The sequence below is a fragment of the Geomonas diazotrophica genome (genome assembly GCF_018919385.1).
Classification (GTDB): domain Bacteria; phylum Desulfobacterota; class Desulfuromonadia; order Geobacterales; family Geobacteraceae; genus Geomonas; species Geomonas diazotrophica.
This window is the reverse complement of record NZ_JAHLMF010000001.1, coordinates 39410-64469: the sequence shown is the minus strand read 5'-3', so window position 1 is coordinate 64469 and position 25060 is coordinate 39410. Positions and strand designations below refer to the sequence as shown.

The window sequence follows — 25060 nt, the reverse complement described above, 5'->3', positions numbered from 1 at the left end:
AAAGGAGAGGTCATGAAGCCCTTCATCGAGGAGGCCCTCGCACGCGCTTATTACCAGATGAAGCCTTGGATGTCGCGTCGGTTTCAGATCATGCTGCGCAGCGTAGTGGCGAAGTACAAGCGCTACATCTTTCAAAACGTCTGGCCCATCGATCCCGAGGCGGGCGCCACGCCTCCGGGGTTCCGGGGGTGGCCGGACGGGAGACGGTTTTCCGTGGTGCTGACCCACGATGTCGACACGGCGCGCGGCGTGGCGCGCTGCGAGCAGCTCATGGCACTCGAGCAGGAGCTCGGTTTCCGCTCCTCCTTCAACTTCGTCGCCCATGACTACCACCTTCCCCAAACGCTGAGGGAGAAACTGGTGTCCTATGGCTTCGAGGTGGGGGTGCACGGCCTGGAACATAACCGGAAGCTCTACGAGTCGCAGCAGACCTTCGAAGAGCATGCGCAGCAGATCAACGATTACCTGAAGAAATGGGGTGCGGTCGGCTTCCGCTCCCCGTGTGTCTATCACAACTTCGAATGGCTGCATCGGCTTGACATCCTTTACGAGGCATCCGCTTTCGATACCGACCCCTTCGAGCCGCAATCCGACGGACTGAAAACGATCTTCCCGGTGCACCAGACCAAGGTCAGGGGAAGGGAATACGTGGTGCTCCCCTACACGCTCCCCCAGGACTTCACCATGTTCATCCTGTTCCGGGAGAAGGACATCCGCATCTGGAAGGAGAAACTGAGCTGGATCGCTGACCACGGCGGAATGGCCCTGCTGATCACCCACCCCGACTACATGAGTTTCGACGGCGACGTTGGCTATGACGAATACCCGTGCGAGCTGTACCGGGAACTGCTGCACCATATCGCGACGGAATACGACGGGCAGTACTGGCACCTGTTGCCCCAGGAAATGGCCTCCTTCTGGAACCAGAGCGTCACCAGATCCTAGGGGTGTGGCGCTCCCGGGCAGGCAGGAGCGGCCGGGGCTCCAAGGGAGGCGGATGAGTATGTTCAACTGGCTCCTGGGACTCAACACGGCTTACGTTCTTTTGCTGGCCGCCATCACCATTCTCAACCGGCTAGGCCCGGACCGCTTCTGGGTTGCCGCCTTGAACTTCTACCTCCCCCAGTTCATCTGGGCGGTTCCGGGGCTGCTGCTGGCCCTTGCCGCCTGTCGCGGCGCGAAGCTCCTGGTGTGGGCGCCACTTCTGGGCGTCCTGCGGGTTCTGGGGCCGATCATGGACTGGCACTGGTCCCTGCACAAGGTCTGGGGAGAGTCCCCTCAGACGCTGCGGGTGATGACCTGGAACGTCAAGTACGGCAAGCGCGACCTGATGCCGCTGGTGGAGGAACTGGAAAGAAGCCGTCCCGACATCGTCCTTTTCCAGGACGCGGTCGATGCAGGTGGCGGCCCGCTGGCGGACTACCTGGCCGGCTGGCAGATGCACAACGAAGGGCAGTATCTCGTCGCCAGCAGGTTTCCCATCTCCGATGTCGAGGTCCATGATCTCCCCTACCACGAGAGGAAGGGGGAATCCTTCCTGCGTTGCCGGGTGCGCGTCGGCTCCCGCGACATCACCCTCTACAACGTCCATTTCAAGACCCCGAGAAGAGGCCTGAACGCCTTCCGCAAGGCGCGGCGGGGCGCCTGGTACATCCCCAAGGCCATCGACCGCTTCGAGGCCAACGTGGATACGCGCCTCAGGCAGGCACAGGCGGTGTCCGGGTACCTGGCACGGGAAAAGGGGGAGGTGGTCGTTGCCGGCGATTTCAACTCGCCTGATCACTCGCTGGTCTGTGAGACCCTGAGGAAAGCAGGCCTCAGCGACGCCTTCGCCCAGGGGGGGAGGGGGTACGGTTACACCTACGGGCACTTCCTGCTCAAGAACAAGGTGCCCTGGCTGCGGGCTTCCTGGATGCGCATCGATCACATCATGACCACTCCCGGGATCAAGACCCAGCGCTGCTGGGTAGGAACCCGCAGGGCCTCCGATCACCGTCCCGTCATAGCGGATTTCATCCTCAGTGATGCCCGTTAGTTTCCTTTTGTCATACCCGTTACTGTTTGCACTTTTCCACAGATAGTGCTAGTTATGGACGTTCCGTCAATGCGAAACCGTGAAGACCGCGGCATCCCACCGATCATACTCTCCACACGTATCGTAGCTGACATCCCGGTACCTCTCCCGAAGATACGCAAATTGCAGCGGGCACGACTGAGCTTTCTCCTGCCCGGATCGGAGTTTAGCAGCATGCTGATTCTCACCCTGAACTGCCGGAGGTTCTCGGCACAGTACCAACTCTACAACTGGGGCGAGCGGTCCTTAGTGGCCACCGGCAAGGTGGAAAGGATCGTGGTAGGGGATTCCTTCCTGACCCACCGCGTTCCCGGGGCAGACCCAAAGCACCTGGAAGGGGAGTGCGCTGATCACACGGATGCACTGCGGCTGATTCTCGACACCCTCGTAGGCGAAGGGGCGATCTGCGACCTTACAGAGATCAAGGCCATCGGGCACCGGGTGGTGCACGGGGGAGAGCGCTTCACGAGATCGGTGCTGATCGACGAGGATGTGGTCGAGGCGATCAGGGAGGTGGCGACATTGGCGCCGCTGCACAACACGCCCAACATCGCCGGTATCCGTGCGGCGCAGGAACTCCTTCCGGAACTACCCCAGGTAGCCATCTTCGATACCGCCTTCCACCAGACCATGCCCGAGCCCGCCTACATGTACCCGCTTCCCTACGAGTGGTACCAGAAACACGGCGTCAGGCGCTACGGCTTCCACGGTCAGTCCCACCTGCATGCCGCCAGGAGAGGGGCCGAACTGGCCGGAGTGCCTTTGGAAAACTCCAACATGGTCACCATCCACACCGGCAACGGTGTCTCGCTCTGCGCGGTCAAAAACGGCGTGTCCGTCGACACCAGCATGGGGCTCACCCCGCTCGAGGGTGTCATGATGGGTACCCGCTGCGGCGACATCGACCCCGGCATCATCCCCTTCATGGCCAACGAGGCGGGAGTGTCGGTGACGGAGCTCGACCTGTTCCTGAACCAGAAGAGCGGCCTGGCCGGCATCGTGGGGCGCCGGGTCAGCCGCCGGACCGTGGTGGACGAAGCGGTGGTGGGGGATCCCCGTTGCCAGCTCGCCCTCGACATGGAGGCCTACCGGCTGAGGAAGTACCTGGGGGCCTACATCGCCGTCACGGGCAAGCCCGACGCCATCGTGTTCACCTACGGCGAGGGGTGGGAGGACTGGCCGGTGCGCGGCATGGCGCTCCAGGGAATGAGCCAGTTCGGAATCGAGGTGGATCTGAAACGGGACGCCGAGGCCCTCATGGGAGGAAAGGACGTCATGATCAGCGCGGACCACTCCTCCATCAAGGTTTTCGTGATACCAAGCGGCGAGGACATGGTCCTCAACGAGGACGTCGCGGCCATCATGGGGTGGCAGTAGGTTCGACGGGAGTCGGAGCAGTTACCGAAGGGGGCGGATGAGCGATCATCCGCCCTTTTTTTGCGTGCTATTGCCTCCAAGGAGAGGGGGCTATGACCGCACCTGTAGGGGCGAATGAGCATTCGCCCGCCCCCGGCGCCCGACCAACGTCAATGGCGGGATGGGCAAAGATGCCAACGGGGGCGAATAATTATTCGCCCCTACGTTGATGCTGAACGTCTCCCGATAGCCGCATTCGGTAAAACAGGGGGGGCAGATCGCGTTATGGTTTGATGCCGTCCAGGAAGGACTGCACCATGGGGGTGAAGGTCTGGTGCTCGAGGAGGAAGGCGTCATGGCCGTAGGCCGAGGTGATCAGGTGGTATTCCACCGACTTGCCCAGGTTTTGGAGCGTGGCGACCATCTCCTCGGTCTGTGCCGGCGGGTAAAGCCAGTCCGAGGTGAAGGCAAAGAACTGGATCGGCGCGCGGACCGGCTCGAAGGCCTCTTCCATCGACTCGAAGCCGGCGGCGACGTCGTAGAGGTCGAGCGCCTTGGCCAGGTAGAGGAAGGAATTGGCGTCGAAACGGTCCACGAAGTTGTAGCCGTTGTAGTTCAGGTAGCGCTCCACCTCGAACTGGCCGAAGAAGTCGAACTGTCCGTCGCGGGCCGAGAAGCGGCGGCCGAACTTGGCGGTCATGGACTCGTCGGAGAGGAAGGTGATGTGCCCGATGCCGCGGGCCAGCGCCAGGCCATCCTTGGGGTTCTTGCGGTACTCCCCCTTCTTCCAGGTAGGGTCGTTGAAGATAGCCCAGCGCGCCACCGCGTTCAGCGAGATCGCCTGCGCCGACGGGCGCGGCGTCGTGGCCAGCACGACCGCCGAGGCGACCCTGTCCGGGTACTGGGTGGCCCACTCCAGGGCCTGCATCCCGCCCATGCTGCCGCCCAGGACGCAGAAGAGTTTCTCGATGCCGAGCCGGTCCAGGAGCAGCGTCTGGGCCTTGACCATGTCCCGCACCGTTATGACCGGGAAGGCGAGGTTGTAGCGCTTTCCGGTCTTGGGGTTGATGGAGGTCGGGCCGGTGGAGCCGAAGCAGGAGCCGATCACGTTGGAACAGATGACGAAGTAGCGGTCGGTGTCCAAAAGGCACCCCGGTCCCACGATCTCGTCCCACCAGCCGGCGCGCTTCTCGTCTTCGCTGTGGCGGCCGGCCAGGTGCGCACTCCCGGTCCAGGCATGGGTCACCAGGATGGCGTTGGAGCGGGCCTCGTTGAGCGTGCCGTAGGTCTCATAGGCGATGTCGATCGGCCCGAGGATGCGGCCGCTCTCCAGGCGCAGCTCGGTGTCGAAGGTGGTGATCTGTTCTGTCACGATGCCGTAGGACATGTCTCTCTCGTACTTTCGGGTGCCGGAACCGGCACGAAAAAAGCCCCGTCTCGGTGTGAGAAGGGGCTTTTCGGGTGTGGCAATGGTGCAAAAGCGCCTTTCTCATCTTCGCCTTTCGGCAGGATTTAGCACCTGTCGCCCGATGGGCCGGTTGCTGTGGCTTCGCAGGGCCTTTCCCTCCACCACTCTAGATAAGCAGGTCTTTCTATTCAATTTTCGGAGCAGGATAAGGGAGCCGCTCCCATTTGTCAACGGCAAACTGAGCCCCGGGTTCACAACGCACGCTACAGCTGCCGATGGTATTTGACCAGGATGTACAGGCAGGCCGCCCCCGCCAGGAACATCCCGAAGTCGCGCGCCCACGGGACCGGCTTGTCCAGGCCGGACTGTATCAACGGGTCCAGAAAGGCGCTGGTCAAAAGCGACACCCCGGCAAAAGAGAGCAGCTTTTTCATGAGTTGATGGCCTTTAAGACGGCGCAGAAGTCGCGGTCGGCAAGCCCCATCGCCTTCGCCCTCTTGAAGCTCTCATTGGCGGCCGCGGCGGAGCAAAGAGGCTGGTTCAGGGAGTCCCCCAGGGCGACGGCCAGGCGCATGTCCTTCTGCATGTGCTTGAGCGGAAAGGCCGGGTCGAAGACACCCTGGGTCATCTGCCCCCCCTTCAGCTTGAACATCGGGTTGGCCAGGGCACCGGAGTCGAGCACGTCCAAGAGGTCGGAGCTGGCGAGCCCCGCCTTCTCGGCCAAGGCGAGCCCCTCGCAGAAGATGGTCATCATCCCCCCCATCACCATGTTGACGATCAGCTTCATCTCCGCGCCGCGTCCCACTTCGCCCAGGAACAGGCTCTTCTTGCCCATCTTTTCAAAGAGCGGCATCGCCTTGTCGAAGAGGCCGTGGTCGCCGCCGGCGAGGATGATCAGGGTGCCGTCCTCGGCCGGCTTCTTGCTCCCGGACACGGGCGCCTCCAGGAACTGTCCCCCCTTGGCGGTGATTGCCGCCGCTATTTCCTGCGCAGTGGCGGGGTCCACGGTGGACATGTCCACGTAGCCGCGCCCCGCCCCGATCCCCTCCAGGGCACCGGCCGGTCCGAAGCAGACCTCACGGGCCGCGGCCGGGTCGGCCAGCATGGCGATGGTTACGGCGCACGAGGAGGTGACCTCGGCAGGCGTCGCGGCGACGGCTGCTCCGAGCGCGGCGAATTCCTCGCATTTCGCCTGGGAGCGGTTCCAGACCTTTACCTTGAAGCCCGCCTTGATGAGGTTTTTGGCCATGGCGCTCCCCATGATGCCGAGCCCCAAGAAACCGTATGTTTCCATGGTGTTGCCTCCTTTTGTCTGCAGTGGTGGGTGCCCCTCGACCTTCGCTCGCCGCCAGGCCTGGTTCCGTGGGCGTAAGAGGACGGCCGCAGGCCGGGTGAGGGGGGCGCTCATGGTACCAGGGTCACCTGGCGCCACCTGCGCACCGAGTTTACCAGAAAAACCGCATCAGCTCGTGCCAGGTCCTCCCTTTTCAGGATCCTCTCCTCGATCATCCCTTGCGCCAGCAGCTCTTCGCGGAGGGTGCCGGGGAGGAGCCCGCTGCCAAGCGGCGGGGTGCATTTCCTGCCGTCGATGACGGCGACCAGGTTGCTGTAGGCCCCTTCGGTCAGTTCGCCACGCTCGTTCTCGAAGATCACCTCGTCGAGGTCGGGGCGGGCCGCGAGCTCCCGGTGCAACAGGTCGCGCCGGCTGGTCTTGTGGTAGAGAAAGGGATCGGCGGAACTGACCGGTTGCCGCGCGAAGGCGGCCTTGGCTTCCGGCATCGCCTCGGGGAGCGGCGCCGCTTCACAGCTCAGCCGGCCATCCCCGAAGAGCATGAGTCGCACCTTGTGGCGCGCCGAAGGGGCGAGCCTGGCGGCGGTCTCTTCCAGGGCCCGCCGCGGCGCGCCCTCGGCGAGGGGGAAGGAGAAGTAGCGGGCCGAGCGCTCCAGCCGCTCCAGGTGCCGCTCGAGCAGGAAGTAGCCCCGCTCGTCGTGCAGCAGCGACTCGATCAGGTGGAATTCGCCCCGCTGCTCTGCAACGAAGGCCCGCTTGTCCAGGCACTCCTGGTATTCCGCCTCCGGCTGCGAATCGTAAGTGATCCCGCTGCCGATGCCGATCTCGCCCCGCCCGGTTTCATGGTCGAGGACGGCGGTCCGGATGGCTACGCTGAACTGCGCCTCACCGCCGGGAGAAAAATAGCCGAGGCAGCCGGTGTACAGTCCGCGCGGTTCCCCCTCCAGCCCCGCGATGATCTCCATGCTGCGTCTCTTGGGCGCGCCGGTCACCGACCCGCAGGGGAACAGAGCCCGGAACAGCTCCAGCGGCGACACCCCTTCCCCGACCCGAGACTCGATGGTGGAGGTCATCTGGTGCACGGTCGGGTGGCTCTCTACGTCGAACAGCGAGCTGACCTGGACCGAGCCGGTCCGGGAAACCATCCCCATGTCGTTGCGCAGCAGGTCGACGATCATCAGGTTCTCCGCCACGTCCTTCGGGCTCTGACGGAGCCGCTCCTTTCGGGCCAGGTCCTCGGCGTACCAGCGGCCGCGCGGGGCGGTCCCCTTCATGGGGCGGGTGACCAGCCTGCCGCCGGACAGGGAGAAGAACAGCTCCGGCGAGGCCGAGAGAAGGCGCCACCTGCCGCACTCGATATAGCTGTTGTAGGGGGTTGGCTGGTTGCGGCAGAGCTCGCTGAAGAAGGAGCGGGAGCAGCCGCTGAAGGTGAAGCGTTGCCGCATGGTGTAGTTGACCTGGTAGCTGTCTCCGGCGGCGATGAGTTCCCGGATCTCCTGCACCGAGTCCCGATACGCGTCCAAGCCGGGACTGGTCTGCCAGTCGGAGCAGCGGAAGGAGGCCTGGTGCAGCGGGAAGGGCTCGGCGTTTCGCTCGGTGAAGAGGCCGAACCAGAGGAGCGGCATCTGGTGCGCGGGAGGGGTGGTGAGGGCGTCGTTGAGGGCGCCGGCGGCCTCGTAGCAGACGAAACCCGCCGCATGGAACCCCGCTGCCAACTGGCGTTGCAGTTCCTCGAAGGCGGGCAGCACCTCTCCCGGCGTCCTGGCGACGATCTCGCCGACCCGGCCGGTGAAGGCGAAGCCGTGCAGGTATGCCGGAAAGGGGTGCATCAATCGGTCCCCGCCGAGCAGATGTCGCCGATGGGGCAGGCGGCGCACTTAAGCCTGTCCTTGCCGTCGCACCCTTCCGAGATCCCCAGGTGGCAGATGGCGAAGTCGTACTTGACCGGGTCGGCCGGATCGAGCTCGCGCAGGGCCCGGGTAATCTCGCAGGCCATGCGCCAGTCCCCTTGTTTCCGGCCGGTGAAGCCGAGGAAGCGGCAGATGCGCTGGATGTGGGCGTCGACGGGGATGACCAGTTGAGCGGGTGAGATGCCGTGCCAGATGCCGAGGTCGATGCCGTCGGCGGGGCGCACCATCCACCGGAGCAGCATGCAGAGTCTCTTGCAGGCGCTCCCCGAGGCGGGAGAGGGGAAGAAGAAGGGATAGTACGAGTCCGCGGGAACGCCGCCGGGGCCGAACACGGGGGAGAGGTCGAGGTTCTTCGCCGCCTCGGAAAAGCCGGAAAGGGTCCCGGTCAGGTCCTCGTCCGCCGGGGTGTAAAAGCGCAGCAGCCACTTCTCGACGGAGCCGGCCTCCTCGAGCATGATCCGGCAGGCGAGCAAGAGGGCGCAGAGATCGCGGGCGTCGTTGAAGCGGTGCTTGAAGCCGGCGAAGAGGCGGCTACCCTGCTTCGGGTCGAAGCGCTCCACGAAGCGGCGCGGAGAGGGGCCCATGGCCTGGAAGATGCCGGCCAGGTTCTTCTTGATGATCTTGACGTTGCCGTAGGCGAACGAGGAGGCCACCAGCCCCGCGACCTCCTGGTCCAGTGGGTCGCTGTAGCGGTGACAAAACGAGAGCGGGTCGTTGGCCAGGTGGGCCTGGGAGCGGTTCTGGTACAGTGCTTCGAGTATGGTTTTCAGCTCCACGTGCTCTTCCTTCGCTGCTGACCGGCCCGCGGGCGCGGTAGACAATTCTTACGGGCCTGCTAGATTATCATAGTGGTTCATCAGCTTAAAGAGAAAAGGGGGCGGAACACATGAAGCTTGCGGAACTGTTTCCGGAAGGGGGGCGCGGCATATTGGGCACCGCCGACGCCAACGGTGTGGTGAACCTCGCCGTCTTCGCCATACCGCACGTAGTCGACGACCAGACGCTGGCCTGGGGTTTTGGCGACGGGCGCAGCATCGCCAACTTGAGGCAAAACCCGCATGCCAGTTACCTGTACCTGGCGCCGTCGCGAGGCTACAGCGGCTGGAGGCTGACCCTCACCATGACCGATGAGAAGGGGGAAGGGGAACTTCTGGGCGAGATAAAGGAGCGGACCGCGCTGGTGGCGAGCCCGCAGGCAAGCGCCGCGGTTTCCTGCGTGGTCTACTTCAAGGTCGAAGAGGTACGGCCTCTCATGTGAGCTCAGCGGTTGGGCGGGGTCTCCAGGACGAAGGTCACCGGCCCGTCGTTCACCAGCGACACCTCCATGTCGGCCTGGAAGATCCCGCTTTGCACCGGCACGCCGAGCTCCCAGACCTGTCCCATGAAATAGCTGTACAGCTTGTTGGCCTCCTCCGGAGCGGCAGCGGTATCGAACGAGGGGCGTCTCCCCTTGGAGCAGTTGCCCGCCAGGGTGAACTGGGAGACCGCCAGCATCTCTCCCTTGACGTCGGGGAGGGCGAGGTTCATCTTCCCCTGGTCGTCGGTAAAGATCCTCAGGTTGACGATCTTCTCCGCCATCCAGTCCGCCTGCTTGCAGGTGTCGCCGATCTCCACGCCGAGCAGCACCAGGACTCCGGGGCCGATCTCTCCGACCACCTTTCCTGCCACAGTCACGCTGGCCCGCTTGACCCGCTGAATTACCGCCTTCACAGAAAAACCTCCTGCATCGTTTCCCGATAGGTCTCGGCGTCCTCGGCGGAGAACGCCACGAAGATTATTTTTCCCAGTTCGGGATAGCTTGCCAGCGCCGCCTTGGCCTCTTCCAGCGCGATCCGGCAGGCGGGACCCTTGGGATAGCCGTAGACGCCGGTGCTGATGGCGGGGAAGGCTATCCCGGTAAGCCCGTTTTCGTGTGCCAGCCGGAAGCAGTTGCGGTAGCAGGAGCGGAGCTGTTCGGCCTCGCCGCTGCCGCCGCCGTGCCAGACCGGACCCACCGTGTGGATCACGTGCCGGGCCGGGAGCCGGTACCCCTTGGTGATCTTGGCTGCTCCGGTTGGGCATCCCCCCAGGGCGCGGCACTCGGCGAGGAGCTCGGGACCGGTCGCCCGGTGGATGGCGCCGTCCACCCCACCCCCGCCCAGGAGCGAGCTGTTGGCCGCGTTGACGATGGCGTCGACCGCCACCTTGGTGATATCCCCCTGTACGATGTCAACCTTCTCGCGCATGCCGTACCCCCTCTCGGTTCCGGATCAGCTTTCGATCAGGCTCCGCAAAAGTTTCAGGTTCACCGCGTCCATCTCGTCGTCATCCCCCTTCGGGGTTTCGATCACCTTCGGGACCAGGGCGAAGTGCGGGTCGTTCAGGATGAAGCGGAAGGGCTCGAGGCCGAGCGTCCCGGCGCCGATGTGGTCGTGACGGTCCACCCTGCACCCCAGCCCCTTCTTGGAGTCGTTCAGGTGGAAGGCCATCAGCCGGTCGATGCCGAGCAGGGCGTCGAACTCGTCAAAGGTCCTGCGATAACCTTCCCTGTCGGCGATGGCGTAGCCCGAGGCGAAGGCGTGGCAGGTGTCGAAGCAGACGCCGAAACGGGTCGGGTCGGAACAGCCCCCCACGATCGCCTTCAGGTGTTCGAACTTGTAGCCCAGGTTGCTCCCCTGGCCCGCGGTGTTCTCCAAGAGTACCTTGCCGGTGAACTGCGGCACCTCGGCGAAGAGCTGGTCGAAGGCCTCGCAGACGCGTCTGATGCCGACCTCCTCGCCGTCGCCGTTGTGCGAGCCGGGGTGCATGACCACCTTGTCGATGCCGAGCTTGGCGCAGCGCTCCAGCTCCTCCCGGAAGGCGACGAGGCTCTTGTCTTTCACCTCGCCGGGTGCCGCGGCCAGGTTGATCAGGTAGATGTCGTGGCTCATGACGCTTTTCATGCCGCTGGCAGCGAACTTGTCCCGGAAGAGCTGGGCGTCGGCGTCGGAGACGGCCTTGCCGCGCCACTGGTTGGCGTTCTGGGTGAAGAGCTGGATCACGCCGCAGCCGGAGGCGACCCCGCGGTCGACGGCGTTGTGGATGCCGCCCGAGATGGAGACGTGAGCGCCCAATAGGTCCATTACGCCCTCCCCTTGACGCCCAGTTTCCCGAGGTGGGTCCTGATCAGCTCGGCCCTTGCCAGGTACTCCTCGCTTTTGAGGATCAGTTCCCGGTGCGGCTCGCTCCAGTGCGGGCGGGGCCAGAGCGGGTCCCCCGAGCGGCGCGGCACCACATGCCAGTGCATGTGCGGCGCCATGTTCCCGAGCAGTTCGTAGTTGATCTTATCCGGGCTGAAGGCGTTGTAAAGCGCCTCGGCGACGGCACAGACCTCGGCCATCACACCGTTTCGCACCGCTTCGGAGAGATGGAACAGTTCGGTGACGTGGTCCTTGGTGTAGACGAAGCAGTAACCGGCGAAGAACTGGTCCCGGTTCAGCGAAACCATGGTGTGTTCCAGTTCGATGACCCGCTGGTCTACGTCGTCTTCCCATTTGGTGCAGATGGGGCATGAGTTCACAAAAAGCTCCTAAAGGCAGATTAAAGGCAGATTGAGATTAAGACAAAGATTGAGCTTCTCCTTAATCTCAATCTCTATCTTAACCTATGTTTATCTCGCTTCTCCTTAATCTTAATCTCAATCTTAACCTATGTTTATCTCGCCGCTGAAGACCTCGACCGCCGGACCGGTCATGTAGATGTTGCCGTCCTCGCTCCACTCCATTTCGAGGTCGCCGCCGGTCAGGTGGTTCAGGATCTTTTTCTCGGTCAGGCCGTTCAGGACGCAGGCCGCGGTGACGGCGCTGGAGCCGGTGCCGCAGGCAAGGGTCTCGCCGGCCCCGCGTTCCCAGGTGCGCTGGCGTATTTCGGTGCGCGAGATCACCTGCACGAACTCGACGTTGGTGCGGCGCGGGAACAGCTCGTGATTCTCGATGAGCGGCCCGTACTTCGCCACCTCGAAGCCGTCCACGTCGTTCACGAAGATGACGCAGTGCGGGTTCCCCATGGAGGCGCAGGTGATGTTGAAGGTGGAGTGCAGGATGTTGAGCGGCTCGCCGATCACCTTCGCGTCGGGATCACCCTGCATCGGGATCTCCTTCCGGGTTAGCCGGGGCGGCCCCATGTTGACGCGTACCTTCTCCACCTTGTTCCCCGCGCCGGTGAAGAGCTGCAGGGTCAGGATCCCGGCGCCGGTCTCGGCGGTGATCTCCTTCTTGGCCACGATGCCGTGGTCGTAGGCGTATTTGGCGACGCAGCGGATGCCGTTGCCGCACATCTCGCTCTCGGAACCGTCGGAGTTGAACATGCGCATCCTGACGTCGGCCACCTCGCTGGGCATGATCAGGATGAGGCCGTCGGAGCCGATTCCGAAGTTGCGGTTGGATACCTTGACGGCCACGGCGGCGGGGTCCTGCACGGTTTCTTCGAAACAGTTGACGTAGACGTAGTCGTTGCCGGCACCCTGCATCTTTGTGAATTTCATGGAAAAGACCCCCAAGGAAAATGTCATTCTCTAATAACAAAAACGGCCTGCGGCAACAAGCGAAAACCGGAGTTGCTTGACCGACGCGTATACTTTTCAGTAAGATCATGAGAAAAAAAGGCGGGGAGGTTTAATGGAAATCAAGAACAAGCTCTGGATGAACGGCAGCCTGGAGTGGTACGCCTACATCGGCGACGCCGAGGTATTCCTGGGCAGCCGCGAGGTCCCGGTGCCGTTGGAAGAGGGTGACAAGTGGACCAACATCTACGGCGACGTCTTCCAGGTAGTCGACGGCTACATCACCCTGGTGGAGCGTGTCGAGCCGCCCCAGCGGTACTGGTGATATGGCCCAGGCCTGCAGTGGTAAATTCGGACATACAATTCTTTATATTGTTGACATGAAAAATGTGGTATTGTATCCTCGCTTAACCATTAAACAGCGGGAGATACAGACATGAGACTTTCCACCAAGAGCCGTTACGGCTTGAGGGCTCTTTTCGACATCGCCTACAACGCCGGGAGCCAGCCGGCGCAGATCCAGGATATCTCGCGGCGTCAGGACATCTCGCCTCGTTACCTCGAGCAGATCTTCCAGGGGCTGAAAAAGCACGGCATCCTGAAGAGCAAGCGCGGCCCGCAGGGTGGATACTGCCTAGCCAAGAGTCCCGAGGACATCACGGTGCGCGCCGTGATCGAGGCGACCGAGGGGGACACCCTCATCGTCGATTGCGCCGGCAGGCGAAAAGGGGAGTGCGGCTTCGACGGAAGCTGCGTGACCCAGACCGTCTGGGAGGAATCCAACTCCAGGCTCAACGAGTTCTTCGAGTCGGTCACCCTGAAGACCCTGTGCGAACGGGGGGAGGCGCTGGGGATCAAGCGGGAGCAGGATCATCGCTTCATGTACTTCATCTAGACGGCGGGCAGCTCCCATCACAAAATGACTGCAGCCGCGGCGGCACCAACGGCTGTGAGTTACGCGGCGTGTCCCCGGGGCGGCGGTCCTGCGAGGCACCATGGCATCACCCCAGGAAAAATACACGAAACTGCAAGAGGCCCTGCGCGAGATGGGAACCGTCCTGGTTGCCTTCTCGGGCGGGGTCGACTCCACCTTTCTGCTCAAGGCGGCCATAGACACGCTCGGAACCGGGAGCGTCCTGGCCGTCACCGCAACCTCACCCACCTACCCCGAATCGGAACTCAGCGAGGCGAAGCGCCTGGCGGCGTCCGTCGGCGCCACGCAGCTTTTGGTCGAATCCAACGAGCTGGAGATCCCCGGTTTCAGCCATAACCCAAAGGACCGCTGCTACCACTGCAAGAGCGAGTTGTTTCGGATCTGCAGCGACAAGGCGCGCGAACTCGGCTTCGCCTTTGTCGCCGACGGCAGCAACACCGACGACCTTGGGGACTACCGCCCCGGGCGCGTCGCCGCCTGCGAGCTCAAGGTGCGCTCGCCGCTGCTCGAGGCGGGACTCTCCAAGGCCGACATACGGGAGCTTTCCCGGGGGCTGGGCCTCCCCACCTGGGACAAGCAGGCCTACGCCTGCCTGGCCAGCCGTTTCCCCTACGGCACCGAGATCACCGAACAGAGGCTGAACCAGGTGGAGCGCTGCGAGGAGTTTCTGAAGGGGGAGGGGTTCAAGGTGTACCGGGTGAGGTTCCACCTGGAGAGCGCGCGCATCGAACTCTCCGAGGCGGAACTTGGGCGCATGCTGGAGCCGGCGCTTCGGCAGCGCACCCTCGACTTCTTCCGGCAGGCCGGCTTCACCTACGTGTCGCTCGACCTGCAGGGGTACCGCACCGGCAGCATGAACGAGGGGTGAGCCCTCAGGTGATCTCCACCGTGATGGTCTTGGGGATGACGATGGTGAGGACGCCGCAGTCGCAGCTCGCGCTGAAGCCCGTGGTGTCGAAGTCGGGAGGGACGGCGAAGCTCCTTTGGAAGGGGCCGAAGAAACGCTCGATCCGGTGAAAGTTTTCCTTCCGTATCTCCTCGCTGTGCTTTCTTTCCCCCTTGATGGTGAGGGTGTGGTCTTCCGCCCTGATGTCGATGTCGTCCAGCTCCAGGTCCGGAAGCTCCACCTTGATGGTCACCGCCGCGTTGCTCTCGTAGACGTCGGCCGGCGGGTGCCAGACCCCCTCCCTGATCTCCTCCCCGATCTCGCGGGTCCAGGCCAGGTCCAGCAGCCGGTTCATCTTGTCCTGCATGCTTCTGAGTTCGCTGAGCGGGTTGTACCTGACGATCGCCATCTTCTCCCTCCGCAAGGTGCGCCACCGGGCGCGTATGGTAGGCAAAATTTAAGGGGAGGGAGCCGTTTCCTCAAGCCCCCTCCCCGTTGTTTCCTTCTTCTGGTTTAAATCCGCTTCCCTTTGGGTACGGTGTGCTTCAATTTTTTGGAGCCGTCGTAGAGGTGTTGTTTGACCAACTCCCTTTGTGCCTTCAAGTCCTTTTTCTCGTAGTCCATTGCCAGGTTGATTTCCATCCGCTGTGCCAATTCGTCGATGGTTTTTTCTTCGTCTCGTGCCATGCTGGCTCCCCTTTTACCTGGTTGTTAACGCCGACGCCTAACTGCCTGAACTTGCTGCACCCCCTTTTTTTATTTTTGTGAATCATAGCAGTTTGGATCTTTTTTGCAACAGAACATTTCGCCTTGAAGCATAAGGGTTTATCGGATAATATGGCCGGGAAAATCCCAGTCGTGAGGAGTATTTATGCTGCAGTACAAGGTGGTCGAGTTAAGCCACGTTTCCGAGGACGCCATCGAGGAGGCGCTCAACGAATGGACCCGGAAGGGATGGAAATTCGACGCCATGCAGTTCGCCATGCGTGACGCCAGCAAGCGCCCGGCCATGGCCTTCGTGGTCTTCACCAAAGAGGAGAACTAGGTGACGGCCGAGAGAGAAACCCTGTACCTTTTGGACGGCTCCTCCTATATCTACCGGGCCTATTTCGCCATCCGCCACCTGAGCTCCCCCAACGGCTTCCCCACCAACGCGCTCTACGGTTTCACCCAGATGCTCCTGAAGGTCATGAAGGACCGGGCTCCCGCGCACGTCGCCGTGGTCTTCGACGCCGGCAAGATCACCTTCAGAAACGAGCTCTTCCCCGCCTACAAGGCGACCAGGAGCGCCATGCCCGAGGATCTGGCCCAGCAGATCGAGCCGATCAAGCAGATGGTGCGGGCCTTCAACATCCCGGCGCTGGAGCTTCCCGGCTGGGAGGCGGACGACATCATCGGGACCATCGCCAAGAAGGCCGAGGCGGCGGGGCTCGACTGCGTGGTGGTCACCGGCGACAAGGACCTGATGCAGGTCGTCACCGAGCACGTGACGCTTTTGGACACCATGAAGGACAAGAGCTTCGGCATCCCCGACGTCATCGAGAAGTTCGGCGTGGAGCCGGGACGGGTGGTAGACGTGCTGGCGCTTTGGGGGGACACCTCCGACAACATACCCGGCGTCCCGGGGGTCGGGGAGGTGACGGCCAAGAAGCTCCTGCAGGAGTTCGGCTCGCTGGACGAGCTGCTCGCGAGGGCCTCCGAGGTGAAGGGGAAGACCGGGGAGCGGCTGGTCGAGTTCGCCGACCAGGCCCGCCTGTGCCGCACCCTGGCCACCATCGACTGCAACGTCCCCATCGAGTACGACATCGACGATTTCGCGGTGACCCCTCCGGACAACCGCCGGCTGGCAGCGCTGTTCCGCGAGTACGGTTTCGCCACCTTGTTGAAGGACCTGACCAGCTCGCCCACCCTTTCCTGCGACCGCTACGCGCTGGTGCTGACCGAGGCCGAGCTGCGCGAGCTCGTGGCGAAGCTGGAAAAGGCGCCTGCCTTCGCCATCGACCTGGAGACGACGAGCCTCAACCCGTTCGAGGCCTGCATCGTCGGCTACGCGGTCAGCTGCCATTCCCACGAGGCCTACTACATCCCGGTCGGGCACCGCTACCTGGGCGCCCCGGAACAGCTCCCCGAAAAGCTGGTGCTGGAACTCCTGGGACCGCTTCTCACCGACCCCGCCCGCAAGAAGATCGGCCAGAACCTGAAGTACGACTACCAGGTGCTGCAACTTTCCGGCGTGAAACTGGCCGGCATCTGGTGCGACACCATGCTGGCGGCGTACCTGGTCAACCCGTCGCGCAACAGCCAGGGGCTCGACGCCCTGGCGCTTGAGTACCTGGACCACCGCATGATCTCCTACGCAGAGGTGGCGGGCAGCGGCAAGTGCGAGCTGAACTTCTCCGAGGTGGACCTGGACCGCGCCGGCCCCTACTCCTGCGAGGACGCCGACGCCACCTTCCTGCTGCACGAGATCCTGCTCCCCAAGGTGCGCGAGCAGGGGATGGAGGAGCTCCTCTTCGACCTCGAGATGCCGCTCCTGGAGATCCTGGCGGACATGGAGCTGTGCGGCGTGAAGCTCGACCCGGAGCTCATGAAGGAGCTTTCCACCGGGTTCGGCAAGCAGCTCATCGAGCTGGAGGCGAAGATCCACGACCACTGCGGCGGCCCCTTCAACATAAACTCGCCCAAACAGCTGGGGGAGATGCTTTTCGAGCGGATGGGGCTCGCGGTCGGCAAGAAGACCAAGGGTAAGACCGGCTGGTCCACCAACGTCGAGGAGCTGGAGCGGCTGGCCGAGCAGCACGAGGTGGCGCGGCTGCTGCTGCAGTACCGGAGCATCTCGAAGCTTAAGTCGACCTACACCGACGCCCTCCCCAAGCTGGTCGATCCCAGGACCGGGCGGGTGCACACCTCCTACAACCAGGCGGTCACCAACACCGGCAGGCTCTCCTCGTCCGATCCGAACCTGCAGAACATCCCGGTGCGCGGAGCGGAGGGGCGCGACATCAGGCGCGCCTTCGTGGCCGAGCCGGGAAGCCTGATCCTTTCGGCCGACTATTCCCAGATCGAGCTGCGGGTGCTGGCGCACCTCTCCGGCGACCGTGTCCTCTGCGAAGCGTTCGCCTCCGGCGAGGACGTCCACCGTCGCACCGCCGCCGAGGTCTTCGGCATGTTCCCGGAACTGGTCACCCCCGAGATGCGGCGCCAGGCCAAGGTGATCAACTTCGGCATCATCTACGGCCAGGGGGCTTTTTCGCTGGCCAAGGAACTGGGAGTCACCGCCAAGCAGGCCAAGGCCTTCATCGACAACTATTTCGAACGCCACGCCGGTGCCAGGAGCTTCTTGGACAGCTGCATCTCCGAGGCCGAGACCTGCGGCTTCGTCACCACCATCCTGGGGAGGAGGCTGCAGATCCCGGAGATCGCCAGCAAAAACGGCAACGTGCGCGCCTTCGCCCAGAGAAACGCCACCAACTACCCGATCCAGGGCTCGGCAGCGGACATCATCAAGGCGGCCATGATCAAGGTCTCCCGCCGCATGCGCGACGAGCGGGTGGCCAGCCGCCTGATCATGCAGGTGCACGACGAACTGGTGTTCGAGGTGCCTGAAAACGAGCGGGAGCTGATGGCTGAGCTGGTGCGCAGCGAGATGGAGGGGGCGCTTCCCCTCTCCGTCCCGCTCAAGGTAGACCTCAACTTCGGCCTGAACTGGGCCGAGGCCCACTAACGTTTTCGGCGGCAGCCGCCGAAGAGGAGCTTGAGGGACGGAGGCGTCATGGCTGAGGAGCTGGAACAGTACGCGAGATACTTCCATGAAGGACTCAGGGTCCGCGTGGGGATACCGCTGGAAGGAGGCGGCTGGTTCCCGGAATGGGGGATGGTCGCCACGCTGGACGACGACCTGCTGCTGGTCGATCTCTCGCGGGACCAGCTCCCCGAGGAAGCGAGGCTCGAGACCGGCCATACCCTGAACGTGGGGCTACCCGACCAGGAACAGGCGCTCACCTGCCGCGCGGTACTGGTCCGCATCGACGCCGCGGAGCACCGCCTGGCGCTGCGGCTGATCGAAGACGTCTACCCCTTCGAGCCCAGGGAGTACTATCGCCAGGACGTCTATCTCCCCCTGGACTACCGGCTTCCCCTGTCCCAGATCGAGGCGGACGTGAGGCTGCGCTGGCTGGAACGGCGCCGGGAGATGGAGTTCGCGGCGCAGACCCCGGAACCGGGCGAACCGGAGGAACTCGAGGACAGCAGGGAGGAGATCCGGGCCAGGCTGGAAAAACGCAGGGAAACCCCGCCGGTGGCGGCCAACATCTCGGGGGGCGGCCTGCGCATCAACATCAACGAGAAGTTGATCGCGGGGCAGCTGATCGAGCTCAGCATCTACATCCCCAACGCCAAGCACCCGGTCGAGATCGTGGGGGAGGTGGTCGAGGTGCGGGACCTGACCGATCAGGTCCGTTTCAGCACCGCGGTGCGCTACCGCATGATCGATGAGGCCGACCGTGACCGCCTGATCGGCTACATATCGGCGCAGCAACTGCTGCAACTTTCCCAGCAAACCCCGAGGGTGCTGCCGTCCCCGGAGCCGGGTCTGTCCCCCTTCGCCTGGCGCCTGCAGATCGCCCTGGCCTTCATCCTCCTGGTCGCCTTCATAGGGTGCCAGGTGCGGGCCATCCGCATGGCCAAGGACCGGGGCGAAAAATGGGAGGTGCAGCGGATTTTCGACGAGGGATTCGTGGAGTTCCTCAAGCGGCAGCGGTGACCATCTCCATGGCGTCCTCGATCATGATCTCCAGCTCCGCGAGCATGATCTCCTTGATCCCCATGCTTTGCGCCTCGAAGGTCGCCGCCAGCATCAGGTTCGGCTCCGGCGCCCCTCCAAGCCCCAGCTTCCGGCAGGCGTGATCCACCAGCCGCACCAGGCTCAACAGCACGTTGCCGGTGTCGGCGAGTTCGGTGTGATGGTCGATGCTGGTCGAGAGCTCGTTCAGGTGCTGCACGCAGCTGTACAGGGTCGAGGTCTTGCCGCTGCCGGTGGGGCCGGTGACGATGAGGACGCCGCTTGGGGTGTCGAGGGCGTCGTCGATGAAGCGCTCCAGCATGCGCCCGGGCATCCCGATCTCCTTGAGGTCCAAAAGCTCACCCTTCATGCTCAAAAGGCGCAGCACGATCTTTTCGCCGTGGATGGTGATGTAGAAGGAGACCCTCATGTCGAGGGTGGCGCCGGTTTTGGGGCTTTCGTAGCAGATCCTGCCGTCCTGGTGCCTCCTTCGCTCGGCGATGTCGGCCTCGGCCATCACCTTGATCCTGCTGCTCACCGGCAGCGCCAGCTCCTTGGCGAGGTCCTTGTAGAGCACCAGCATCCCGTCCCGGCGGAAGCGTACCCGGAGCACGCTGCGCATCGGCTCGATGTGGATGTCGCTGGCCCCCTCCTTGAGCGCCTCTTCGAAGATGGTGTTGACGATGCCGGTGACGGTGTGCTCGTCGGTCGCTGTGCCGTCACCCTGGATCATCCCCCGCTTCAGGAGGGTGAAGGCCTCGCGGATCGCCTTCATGGTGCAGATGGTGAAGATGGTGTTCCCCTGGCCGAAAAGCTTTTCGGCGGTTCGTCTTCCCTCCAGGTTCAAAGGGTCCGCTATCGCCACCAGTATCTGCCCGTTCTCCTCCCGGACCGGGACGAAGTTGTGCTGCGCGAGCCAGTGTTGCGGGACCTTGGCCAAAAGCGATCGGTCGATGTCGGAGGCCTGCAGATCGATGAACGGGTAGCCCAACTGGAATGCCAGCACCTCAGCCAGCGTGTACTCCTCGATGAAGCGCTGCTCCACAAGGATCTCGCCGAGCATCTTGCAGTTGTCACCGTCGCGCTGGATGCCGAGCGCCGCTTGCAACTCGGCCGGTTTCAGGTAGCCAAGCTCCACCAGCAGGGCGCCCAGCTTCACCGAAACGATGTTGCTGCGCAGGGTCTCGCGCAACTGCTCACGGCTGAAAAAACCGAGTTCGAGCAGCACCGCGATCAGCGTCCTCGGCGTCACCAGCTTGGTCTTCACCCGCTGGGCGTAGGCAAGCTGGTTCTCCGCCAGGTACCCGGATTTCACCAGCAGGGAGGCTATTTCCAGGCCGGAGTCGTCCATCCCGTCTTTGCGGACCGCTTGGTTCGGGTAGTTGCCGTAGCTTTCCATGCACCTTCCCCCGCGTGAGTGCCGCTCGGTCGCGACACTCTTCGTTGACATACGCCCCAAAACCTTGGTAGTATACCATGCCGATTGGAGCAGGCTAATTTATCTCCTCTGTCGAAATCGCACACCTTCCACCTTCAATGTCTGTAAAAACAGCAGCTTGTGCTAGCGCGCATCTGTCACTCCGCAGGATCGGGCCGCAGGCAGAGCAGAAGCGAAAGAAAGGGCCCGCCCCATGAAAAACAAGGACAAAGAGAAACAAAAAACAAAGCAGAAAGAGTTCAGCGCCTCACCGTTCAAGGCGCTCAAGGGTGCTTCCCTCGAGCTGCACGGCGCACCGGTTGCCTCGGCTCCCCCGAAAAAGAAGGAGGAGAAGCCGGCGAAGGCGGTGCAGGAGCTGTCGGACGAGCTGCTGTTCTTCGAAGCCGTGGCAGGGGTAAGGCGCCTGTCGGGGAGCCCCGCTCCGGCGCAGGTGAAAGCCCAGCAGACGGTGAAGGCCCGGCGCGACGAGGAGGACCACGAGGTTTTCTTCAAAGCCCTTGAGGCCCTGCGGCTCGACGTCCGTTTTTCCGACCAGATCCAGGACGATGAGCCGGCCCCGCGACCTGCGGCGGTAAACCGGCTGCGCCAGGTCCGCCGTGGCGGCATCAGGATCGACCTGCAGCTCGACCTGCACGGACTGACCAGGGACGAGGCGCTGGAAAACCTGGACCGCTTCGTGAAAGCCGCCTACAACCGAGGGCAGAAGGGGGTGCTGGTGATCACCGGAAAGGGGAACAATTCCCCGGGCGAGCCGGTGGTGAAGGTTGCCGTCGCCAACTGGCTCAGGGAGCACGGCAAGGGGATGGTCGCCGAGTTCGTGCAGGCACCCAGCGACATGGGTGGGAGCGGTGCCTTCGTGGTGTTCTTCAAGGAGAAAAAGGTGGAGCCGGAAGAGGAAGTAGCTAAAAGCTAGGGGGCCGGGGGCTGGACCGGGCACCCCCAACGCTTAGGTCTCTTGCAGCCTCCGGATGAGAGCTCACACCTGCATTTCGAAGATCCGGGCAGCCTCCGCTTGCGGGGGCTGGTCTGTTTCGGGAGCACAAATGACCGCAGCTGACATGTTTCGCATCGGCATCGATCTCGGGGGGACCAAGACGGAAGGGGTGCTCCTCGACCCCCGCGACGCGGTCCTGGAGCGGGAGCGCCGCTTCACCCCCCTGGCCGAGGGGTACCAGGCCATCCTGGAGTCGGTGGTGCAACTGGTGCGCGACCTCGCGGCACGGCTGCCGGAGGGGGCCAACTATCGCATCGGCGTGGGCATTCCGGGTTCGGTGGATGCGGTCACGGGACTGGTGCGCAACGCCAACTCGGTCTGTCTCATCGGCCGCCCCTTCCAGGCTGACCTGGAGAGGCTTTTGGGGCGAAGGGTGGGGGTGCGCAACGATGCGGACTGCTTCACCCTGGCCGAGTGCCGCATGGGGGCGGGCGTCGGGCACCAGGTGGTGTTCGGGGTCATCATGGGGACCGGCTGCGGGGGCGGGATCTGCCTGCATGGCGTGGTCCGCGAGGGACCGCACCGGATCTGCGGCGAGTGGGGTCATGTCTCCGTCGATCCCGCCGGGGCGCCCTGCTACTGCGGCAACCGCGGCTGCATCGAGACCAAGATCAGCGGGTCCGGCGTCGAGGCGGCGTACCTCGCGCGCAACGGCGTGAGTCTCACCATGGAGGAGATCGTGGCCGGTGCCCGCCGCGGCGATGCGCGCGCCCTCCTCGCGTTCAACGCCTTCCTCGACGATTTCGGCCGCAGCCTGGGCGGCCTCATCTCCGTCCTCGACCCCGATGCGGTGGTCCTTGGGGGAGGTCTTTCCAACATCGAGGAGTTGTACCATGCCGGCGTCGAGCGGGTGCGGCACTACGCCTTTCACAACGACCTGCGCACGCCGATCCTCAAGCACAGGCTGGGGGATTCCGCCGGTGTCTTCGGGGCAGCCTGGATCGGAATCTGAGCACTATGCTACGTTTGAAATAATTAATGTCTTTGCTACTATAGTTTGGTTTCAGGCCCATTCCCCAAAAAGGCGGTGCCGCATGGAAACCGAACCCGGCAAAAGGATCAACATCAGGTACAAGTGCAGGCTCGATGACGGCAGGGTCTACCTCGTGGGCGAGCACAACACCCTCGAGTTCGTCGTCGGAGCGGGGCGTGTTCCTCCCGCCCTGGAGCAGGGGCTTATGGGCATGGCCCGGGGAGACCATCGCGTGATACGCGTGCCTGCCGGCGAGGCCGACCTCTTCCCCTTTCCGCTTGGGTCCCACTTCGCCTTCTCGACGAACCGGGCCCCCGGAGTCGCCTACGACTTCGGCCCCGGGGCCGGGGGGGACGTCTCCCTTTCCATGGGGAGGCGCGACTACCGCGAACCGCTCCCCGCGGACCAGGACGTCTTCTTCGAGATCGAAATGCTGTCGGTTGAGGCCGCGTGACCGGCCAAGCCACCGTTACCGCCACGAGAAAGGCCCTTCGCAGGGCCTTTTCCTTTTTCTTTATTTACATCTTCTCCTTCACGCTCCTGATCTTGTCCTCCATGGTCTGTTCCCGGTCGGTGCGGGTGCCGAGCTTCACCGTGGTGGTGATGCGCGGGGCGCCCATGGCGTGAACGGTCTCGTGACAGCGCTTGATGGCGGCGAACACTTCGTCCCACTCCCCTTCGATGTTGGTTCCGTAGGAATGCAGTGCGATCTTCAGACCGGCCTCGTTCAGCACCTTTTCGCAGGCAGCGATGTAGCTGGAAAGGGAGACGCCGACACCCAGCGGCACTATGCACAGATCAACCATAACTTTCATCACGTTCTCTCCTTGAGTGACAGTTCATTGAGGACCCGCGGCTGAGCCGGATCCGAGTACCAATGATAATAGATGGTGAGCCGGTTTTAAAGCTGCAAACTCAACTCGAACCGATGTCTGGCTCAACGCACACGCCGCTACACAGTGCCGGCTGGTGTTGACTTTGAGTGTCCAGGACATAAACTGAAGCAATTCGCAGGCATCATGGCACTGTAACAGCGGAGAAACTGTGAGTGGAAATGAGGAAGTAAAGGCCAAGGTACTTGTCACCGGAGCCACCGGTTTTATCGGGAGGAGGCTGGTGGACGCCCTGGCGGCGGAGGGGATCCCGGTCCGGTGCCTGGTGCGCCGGTCGGACGTCGTCTTCCCGCCGCAGGTGGAGGTGGCGCAGGGGGACCTCTTGCAGCGCAACTCGCTGCTCGCACCGCTGCGGGGGATCGAGACTGCGTACTACCTGGTGCACGCCATGGCCGGCGAGCGCGCGGGATTCGAGCAGCGCGACCGCCAGGCGGCGGAGAACTTCGTGGCGGCGGCGGAGATGCAGGGGGTGAAGCGTGTCATCTACCTGGGGGGGCTGGGGGAGGAGGGGGACCAGCTCTCCGAGCACCTGGCGAGCCGCCTGGAGGTGGCCAGGATCCTGCAGAGCGGTGCTTTCAAGACCACCTACCTGAGGGCCGCCGTCATCATCGGCGCGGGGGGCGCCTCCTTCGAGATGATCCGTTACCTCGTGGAGAGGCTTCCGGTCATGATCACGCCTCGCTGGGTCTCGACCAGGTGCCAGTTCATCGCGGTTCAGGACGTGATCGCCTACCTGGTGGGGTGCCTGAAGGACACGCGCACGGCCGGGCGCACCTACGATATCGGCGGTCCGGAACTACTCTCCTACCGGGACATGATGGAGCGCTTCGCGGAGGTGGAAAAGAAGTTCATCAAGATCATCCCCGTTCCTTTCCTGACCCCGAAGCTCTCGTCTTACTGGGTCTGGCTTATCACGCCGGTAAAGCCGTCCATTTCCATGCCGCTCATCGAGGGGCTGGGAAACGAGGTCATCTGCCACGACCAGGAGATCAGGAAGATCCTTCCCATCCCCCTTACCGGGTTCGAGGAGGCGGTGCGCCGGGCACTCGAGGAGGCAGCCGGGGAGGGGGAGGGAAAACTCACATGAAAAAACGGCGTGTTCCCCTTCAAGATTAATTAACAAGCGCCGATAAGGTTGTCAGAACCAGCGGTGATTACGAGTCGAAGCTGCACCGGCATCGGGCGCCGGAGGCGGCGGGGGAGAGGCATGAAGTGCTTGATCATTGAGGACAACGAGTTCCTGCGCGAGGGGCTCATCATGTTTCTGCAGGGGGTGGCGGAGATCGAGACCGCCGGCAACGGCCGGGAAGGGGTGGATCGCTTCACCTCGGCCCTGCAGCAGGGGCACCCCTTCGACCTGGTACTGCTCGACATCGTCATGCCGGAGATGGATGGGCAGCAGGCCCTCAAGCTGATGCGCCAGGCGGAAAAGGCAGATGGGGGTGTCGGACCAAAGAGCGTGATCATCATGACCACGGCCCTGAACTCCCCAGCCAACATGGAAGAGGCGATGTGGGACGGCGACTGTTCCGACTACCTGGTGAAGCCTGTTTCCCGTTCCGACCTGATGGCCATGCTGCAGCGTCACGGCCTGCTCTGAAGCC

General features: G+C 63.3%; 29 protein-coding genes and 1 riboswitch. Of the genes, 15 read left to right on the top strand and 14 right to left on the bottom strand.

Features of this window, described 5'->3' with window-relative positions; genetic code table 11:
* The first annotated feature begins 12 nt into the window (after positions 1-12).
* From KOM00_RS00330 to KOM00_RS00320, 3 genes are all read left to right on the top strand, one after another.
* Entirely contained in the window at positions 13-945 is a 933-nt protein-coding gene (locus KOM00_RS00330; protein ID WP_216496850.1) for a polysaccharide deacetylase family protein, read from the top strand.
* Positions 946-1003: 58 nt separating this feature from the next.
* Positions 1004-2035 carry an endonuclease/exonuclease/phosphatase family protein gene (locus KOM00_RS00325; protein WP_236026659.1) on the top strand — a complete coding sequence of 344 codons (1032 nt, stop codon included), beginning with the start codon at positions 1004-1006 and terminating at the stop codon, positions 2033-2035.
* A 213-nt stretch (positions 2036-2248) separates the two neighbouring features.
* Positions 2249-3451: an acetate kinase gene (locus tag KOM00_RS00320; protein WP_216496848.1), complete on the top strand. Its 1203-nt coding sequence runs from the start codon at positions 2249-2251 to the stop codon at positions 3449-3451.
* 262 nt (positions 3452-3713) lie between these two features.
* Here the strand turns inward: KOM00_RS00320 and metX are convergent, their stop codons facing one another.
* The 5 genes from metX to KOM00_RS00295 form a co-directional block, all read right to left on the bottom strand.
* Positions 3714-4817: a homoserine O-acetyltransferase MetX gene (gene metX, locus KOM00_RS00315; protein WP_216496847.1), complete on the bottom strand. Its 1104-nt coding sequence runs from the start codon at positions 4815-4817 to the stop codon at positions 3714-3716.
* A 99-nt stretch (positions 4818-4916) separates the two neighbouring features.
* Positions 4917-5015, bottom strand: a riboswitch (SAM riboswitch).
* A gap of 86 nt (positions 5016-5101) precedes the next feature.
* Complete coding sequence (locus tag KOM00_RS00310; RefSeq protein ID WP_216496846.1) at positions 5102-5272, bottom strand: hypothetical protein; 171 nt, start codon at positions 5270-5272, stop codon at positions 5102-5104.
* Positions 5269-6132, bottom strand: a complete 864-nt coding sequence (locus KOM00_RS00305) for an NAD(P)-dependent oxidoreductase (RefSeq protein ID WP_216496845.1) — start codon at positions 6130-6132, stop codon at positions 5269-5271. Before KOM00_RS00305 ends, KOM00_RS00310 begins: the two co-directional genes overlap by 4 nt.
* A gap of 110 nt (positions 6133-6242) precedes the next feature.
* On the bottom strand, positions 6243-7958 hold the full coding sequence (pabB, locus tag KOM00_RS00300) for an aminodeoxychorismate synthase component I (protein WP_216496844.1): 1716 nt from the start codon (positions 7956-7958) through the stop codon (positions 6243-6245).
* Positions 7958-8815: a TIGR02757 family protein gene (locus KOM00_RS00295; protein WP_216496843.1), complete on the bottom strand. Its 858-nt coding sequence runs from the start codon at positions 8813-8815 to the stop codon at positions 7958-7960. Before KOM00_RS00295 ends, pabB begins: the two co-directional genes overlap by 1 nt.
* A gap of 110 nt (positions 8816-8925) precedes the next feature.
* Between KOM00_RS00295 and KOM00_RS00290 the strand changes: the two genes are divergently transcribed.
* Positions 8926-9297, top strand: a complete 372-nt coding sequence (locus KOM00_RS00290; protein WP_216496842.1) for a pyridoxamine 5'-phosphate oxidase family protein — start codon at positions 8926-8928, stop codon at positions 9295-9297.
* A 2-nt stretch (positions 9298-9299) separates the two neighbouring features.
* On the opposite strand, the gene dtd is transcribed toward KOM00_RS00290, so the two are convergent.
* From dtd to dapF, 5 genes are all read right to left on the bottom strand, one after another.
* A complete protein-coding gene (gene dtd, locus KOM00_RS00285) occupies positions 9300-9749 on the bottom strand; it encodes a D-aminoacyl-tRNA deacylase (protein WP_216496841.1) in 450 nt (149 codons plus the stop codon).
* Positions 9746-10264, bottom strand: a complete 519-nt coding sequence (locus KOM00_RS00280; RefSeq protein ID WP_216496840.1) for an O-acetyl-ADP-ribose deacetylase — start codon at positions 10262-10264, stop codon at positions 9746-9748. The genes dtd and KOM00_RS00280 overlap by 4 nt, the downstream gene beginning before the upstream one ends.
* Positions 10265-10288: 24 nt before the next feature.
* The gene (locus tag KOM00_RS00275; RefSeq protein ID WP_216496839.1) at positions 10289-11140 is read right to left on the bottom strand and encodes a deoxyribonuclease IV; all 852 of its coding nucleotides are present in this window, start codon (positions 11138-11140) and stop codon (positions 10289-10291) included.
* Complete coding sequence (locus tag KOM00_RS00270) at positions 11140-11577, bottom strand: HIT family protein (RefSeq protein WP_216496838.1); 438 nt, start codon at positions 11575-11577, stop codon at positions 11140-11142. The genes KOM00_RS00275 and KOM00_RS00270 overlap by 1 nt, the downstream gene beginning before the upstream one ends.
* 123 nt (positions 11578-11700) lie before the next feature.
* Positions 11701-12540 (bottom strand): diaminopimelate epimerase, encoded by an 840-nt coding sequence (gene dapF, locus KOM00_RS00265; protein WP_216496837.1) that lies wholly within the window; start codon positions 12538-12540, stop codon positions 11701-11703.
* 133 nt (positions 12541-12673) lie between these two features.
* Here dapF and KOM00_RS00260 point away from each other — a divergent pair, with 133 nt between their 5' ends.
* The 3 genes from KOM00_RS00260 (at position 12674) to larE (ending at position 14360) form a co-directional block, all read left to right on the top strand.
* Entirely contained in the window at positions 12674-12883 is a 210-nt protein-coding gene (locus KOM00_RS00260) for a hypothetical protein (protein ID WP_216496836.1), read from the top strand.
* 111 nt (positions 12884-12994) lie between these two features.
* Positions 12995-13453 (top strand): RrF2 family transcriptional regulator, encoded by a 459-nt coding sequence (locus KOM00_RS00255; RefSeq protein WP_216496835.1) that lies wholly within the window; start codon positions 12995-12997, stop codon positions 13451-13453.
* 100 nt (positions 13454-13553) lie between these two features.
* Positions 13554-14360, top strand: a complete 807-nt coding sequence (gene larE / locus KOM00_RS00250) for an ATP-dependent sacrificial sulfur transferase LarE (RefSeq protein WP_216496834.1) — start codon at positions 13554-13556, stop codon at positions 14358-14360.
* Positions 14361-14364: 4 nt separating this feature from the next.
* On the opposite strand, the gene KOM00_RS00245 is transcribed toward larE, so the two are convergent.
* Positions 14365-14787, bottom strand: coding sequence for an Hsp20/alpha crystallin family protein (locus tag KOM00_RS00245; protein WP_216496833.1), 423 nt, complete (start codon positions 14785-14787; stop codon positions 14365-14367).
* Positions 14788-14891: 104 nt separating this feature from the next.
* Positions 14892-15065, bottom strand: coding sequence for a hypothetical protein (locus KOM00_RS00240; protein ID WP_183345018.1), 174 nt, complete (start codon positions 15063-15065; stop codon positions 14892-14894).
* A gap of 184 nt (positions 15066-15249) precedes the next feature.
* Between KOM00_RS00240 and KOM00_RS00235 the strand changes: the two genes are divergently transcribed.
* The 3 genes from KOM00_RS00235 to KOM00_RS00225 are packed head-to-tail and all read left to right on the top strand — an operon-like array spanning position 15250 to position 19140.
* Positions 15250-15423, top strand: a complete 174-nt coding sequence (locus KOM00_RS00235) for a DUF4177 domain-containing protein (protein WP_216496832.1) — start codon at positions 15250-15252, stop codon at positions 15421-15423.
* The gene (gene polA / locus KOM00_RS00230) at positions 15424-18102 is read left to right on the top strand and encodes a DNA polymerase I (protein WP_216496831.1); all 2679 of its coding nucleotides are present in this window, start codon (positions 15424-15426) and stop codon (positions 18100-18102) included.
* A 48-nt stretch (positions 18103-18150) separates the two neighbouring features.
* Complete coding sequence (locus KOM00_RS00225; protein WP_216496830.1) at positions 18151-19140, top strand: PilZ-like domain-containing protein; 990 nt, start codon at positions 18151-18153, stop codon at positions 19138-19140.
* On the opposite strand, the gene KOM00_RS00220 is transcribed toward KOM00_RS00225, so the two are convergent.
* Positions 19124-20557, bottom strand: coding sequence for a GspE/PulE family protein (locus KOM00_RS00220; protein ID WP_236026658.1), 1434 nt, complete (start codon positions 20555-20557; stop codon positions 19124-19126). The two genes, KOM00_RS00225 and KOM00_RS00220, sit on opposite strands and share 17 nt — an antisense overlap.
* Before the next feature lie 232 nt (positions 20558-20789).
* Here KOM00_RS00220 and KOM00_RS00215 point away from each other — a divergent pair, with 232 nt between their 5' ends.
* From KOM00_RS00215 to KOM00_RS00205, 3 genes are all read left to right on the top strand, one after another.
* A complete protein-coding gene (locus tag KOM00_RS00215; protein ID WP_216496829.1) occupies positions 20790-21509 on the top strand; it encodes a Smr/MutS family protein in 720 nt (239 codons plus the stop codon).
* Between the two features lie 130 nt (positions 21510-21639).
* Positions 21640-22542, top strand: a complete 903-nt coding sequence (locus tag KOM00_RS00210) for an ROK family protein (RefSeq protein WP_216496828.1) — start codon at positions 21640-21642, stop codon at positions 22540-22542.
* Positions 22543-22624: 82 nt separating this feature from the next.
* Positions 22625-23017 carry an FKBP-type peptidyl-prolyl cis-trans isomerase gene (locus KOM00_RS00205; RefSeq protein ID WP_216496827.1) on the top strand — a complete coding sequence of 131 codons (393 nt, stop codon included), beginning with the start codon at positions 22625-22627 and terminating at the stop codon, positions 23015-23017.
* 64 nt (positions 23018-23081) lie between these two features.
* Here the strand turns inward: KOM00_RS00205 and KOM00_RS00200 are convergent, their stop codons facing one another.
* Positions 23082-23378: an MTH1187 family thiamine-binding protein gene (locus KOM00_RS00200; protein ID WP_216496826.1), complete on the bottom strand. Its 297-nt coding sequence runs from the start codon at positions 23376-23378 to the stop codon at positions 23082-23084.
* Between the two features lie 229 nt (positions 23379-23607).
* Here KOM00_RS00200 and KOM00_RS00195 point away from each other — a divergent pair, with 229 nt between their 5' ends.
* Entirely contained in the window at positions 23608-24543 is a 936-nt protein-coding gene (locus KOM00_RS00195) for an NAD(P)H-binding protein (protein ID WP_216496825.1), read from the top strand.
* Positions 24544-24663: 120 nt separating this feature from the next.
* Complete coding sequence (locus KOM00_RS00190; RefSeq protein WP_216496824.1) at positions 24664-25056, top strand: response regulator; 393 nt, start codon at positions 24664-24666, stop codon at positions 25054-25056.
* Positions 25057-25060 lie beyond the last annotated feature (4 nt).

Bases quoted from the DNA above. Each gene is read 5' to 3' on its own strand.
- KOM00_RS00330 (WP_216496850.1), top strand. From the start codon at position 13: ATGAAGCCCTTCATCGAGGAGGCCCTCGCACGCGCTTATTACCAGATG.
- KOM00_RS00325 (WP_236026659.1), top strand. From the start codon at position 1,004: ATGTTCAACTGGCTCCTGGGACTCAACACGGCTTACGTTCTTTTGCTG.
- KOM00_RS00320 (WP_216496848.1), top strand. From the start codon at position 2,249: ATGCTGATTCTCACCCTGAACTGCCGGAGGTTCTCGGCACAGTACCAA.
- metX (WP_216496847.1), bottom strand. From the start codon at position 4,817: ATGTCCTACGGCATCGTGACAGAACAGATCACCACCTTCGACACCGAG.
- KOM00_RS00310 (WP_216496846.1), bottom strand. From the start codon at position 5,272: ATGAAAAAGCTGCTCTCTTTTGCCGGGGTGTCGCTTTTGACCAGCGCC.
- KOM00_RS00305 (WP_216496845.1), bottom strand. From the start codon at position 6,132: ATGGAAACATACGGTTTCTTGGGGCTCGGCATCATGGGGAGCGCCATG.
- pabB (WP_216496844.1), bottom strand. From the start codon at position 7,958: ATGCACCCCTTTCCGGCATACCTGCACGGCTTCGCCTTCACCGGCCGG.
- KOM00_RS00290 (WP_216496842.1), top strand. From the start codon at position 8,926: ATGAAGCTTGCGGAACTGTTTCCGGAAGGGGGGCGCGGCATATTGGGC.
- KOM00_RS00280 (WP_216496840.1), bottom strand. From the start codon at position 10,264: ATGCGCGAGAAGGTTGACATCGTACAGGGGGATATCACCAAGGTGGCG.
- KOM00_RS00275 (WP_216496839.1), bottom strand. From the start codon at position 11,140: ATGGACCTATTGGGCGCTCACGTCTCCATCTCGGGCGGCATCCACAAC.
- dapF (WP_216496837.1), bottom strand. From the start codon at position 12,540: ATGAAATTCACAAAGATGCAGGGTGCCGGCAACGACTACGTCTACGTC.
- KOM00_RS00260 (WP_216496836.1), top strand. From the start codon at position 12,674: ATGGAAATCAAGAACAAGCTCTGGATGAACGGCAGCCTGGAGTGGTAC.
- KOM00_RS00255 (WP_216496835.1), top strand. From the start codon at position 12,995: ATGAGACTTTCCACCAAGAGCCGTTACGGCTTGAGGGCTCTTTTCGAC.
- larE (WP_216496834.1), top strand. From the start codon at position 13,554: ATGGCATCACCCCAGGAAAAATACACGAAACTGCAAGAGGCCCTGCGC.
- KOM00_RS00245 (WP_216496833.1), bottom strand. From the start codon at position 14,787: ATGGCGATCGTCAGGTACAACCCGCTCAGCGAACTCAGAAGCATGCAG.
- KOM00_RS00240 (WP_183345018.1), bottom strand. From the start codon at position 15,065: ATGGCACGAGACGAAGAAAAAACCATCGACGAATTGGCACAGCGGATG.
- KOM00_RS00235 (WP_216496832.1), top strand. From the start codon at position 15,250: ATGCTGCAGTACAAGGTGGTCGAGTTAAGCCACGTTTCCGAGGACGCC.
- KOM00_RS00225 (WP_216496830.1), top strand. From the start codon at position 18,151: ATGGCTGAGGAGCTGGAACAGTACGCGAGATACTTCCATGAAGGACTC.
- KOM00_RS00220 (WP_236026658.1), bottom strand. From the start codon at position 20,557: ATGGAAAGCTACGGCAACTACCCGAACCAAGCGGTCCGCAAAGACGGG.
- KOM00_RS00215 (WP_216496829.1), top strand. From the start codon at position 20,790: ATGAAAAACAAGGACAAAGAGAAACAAAAAACAAAGCAGAAAGAGTTC.
- KOM00_RS00210 (WP_216496828.1), top strand. From the start codon at position 21,640: ATGACCGCAGCTGACATGTTTCGCATCGGCATCGATCTCGGGGGGACC.
- KOM00_RS00205 (WP_216496827.1), top strand. From the start codon at position 22,625: ATGGAAACCGAACCCGGCAAAAGGATCAACATCAGGTACAAGTGCAGG.
- KOM00_RS00200 (WP_216496826.1), bottom strand. From the start codon at position 23,378: ATGAAAGTTATGGTTGATCTGTGCATAGTGCCGCTGGGTGTCGGCGTC.
- KOM00_RS00190 (WP_216496824.1), top strand. From the start codon at position 24,664: ATGAAGTGCTTGATCATTGAGGACAACGAGTTCCTGCGCGAGGGGCTC.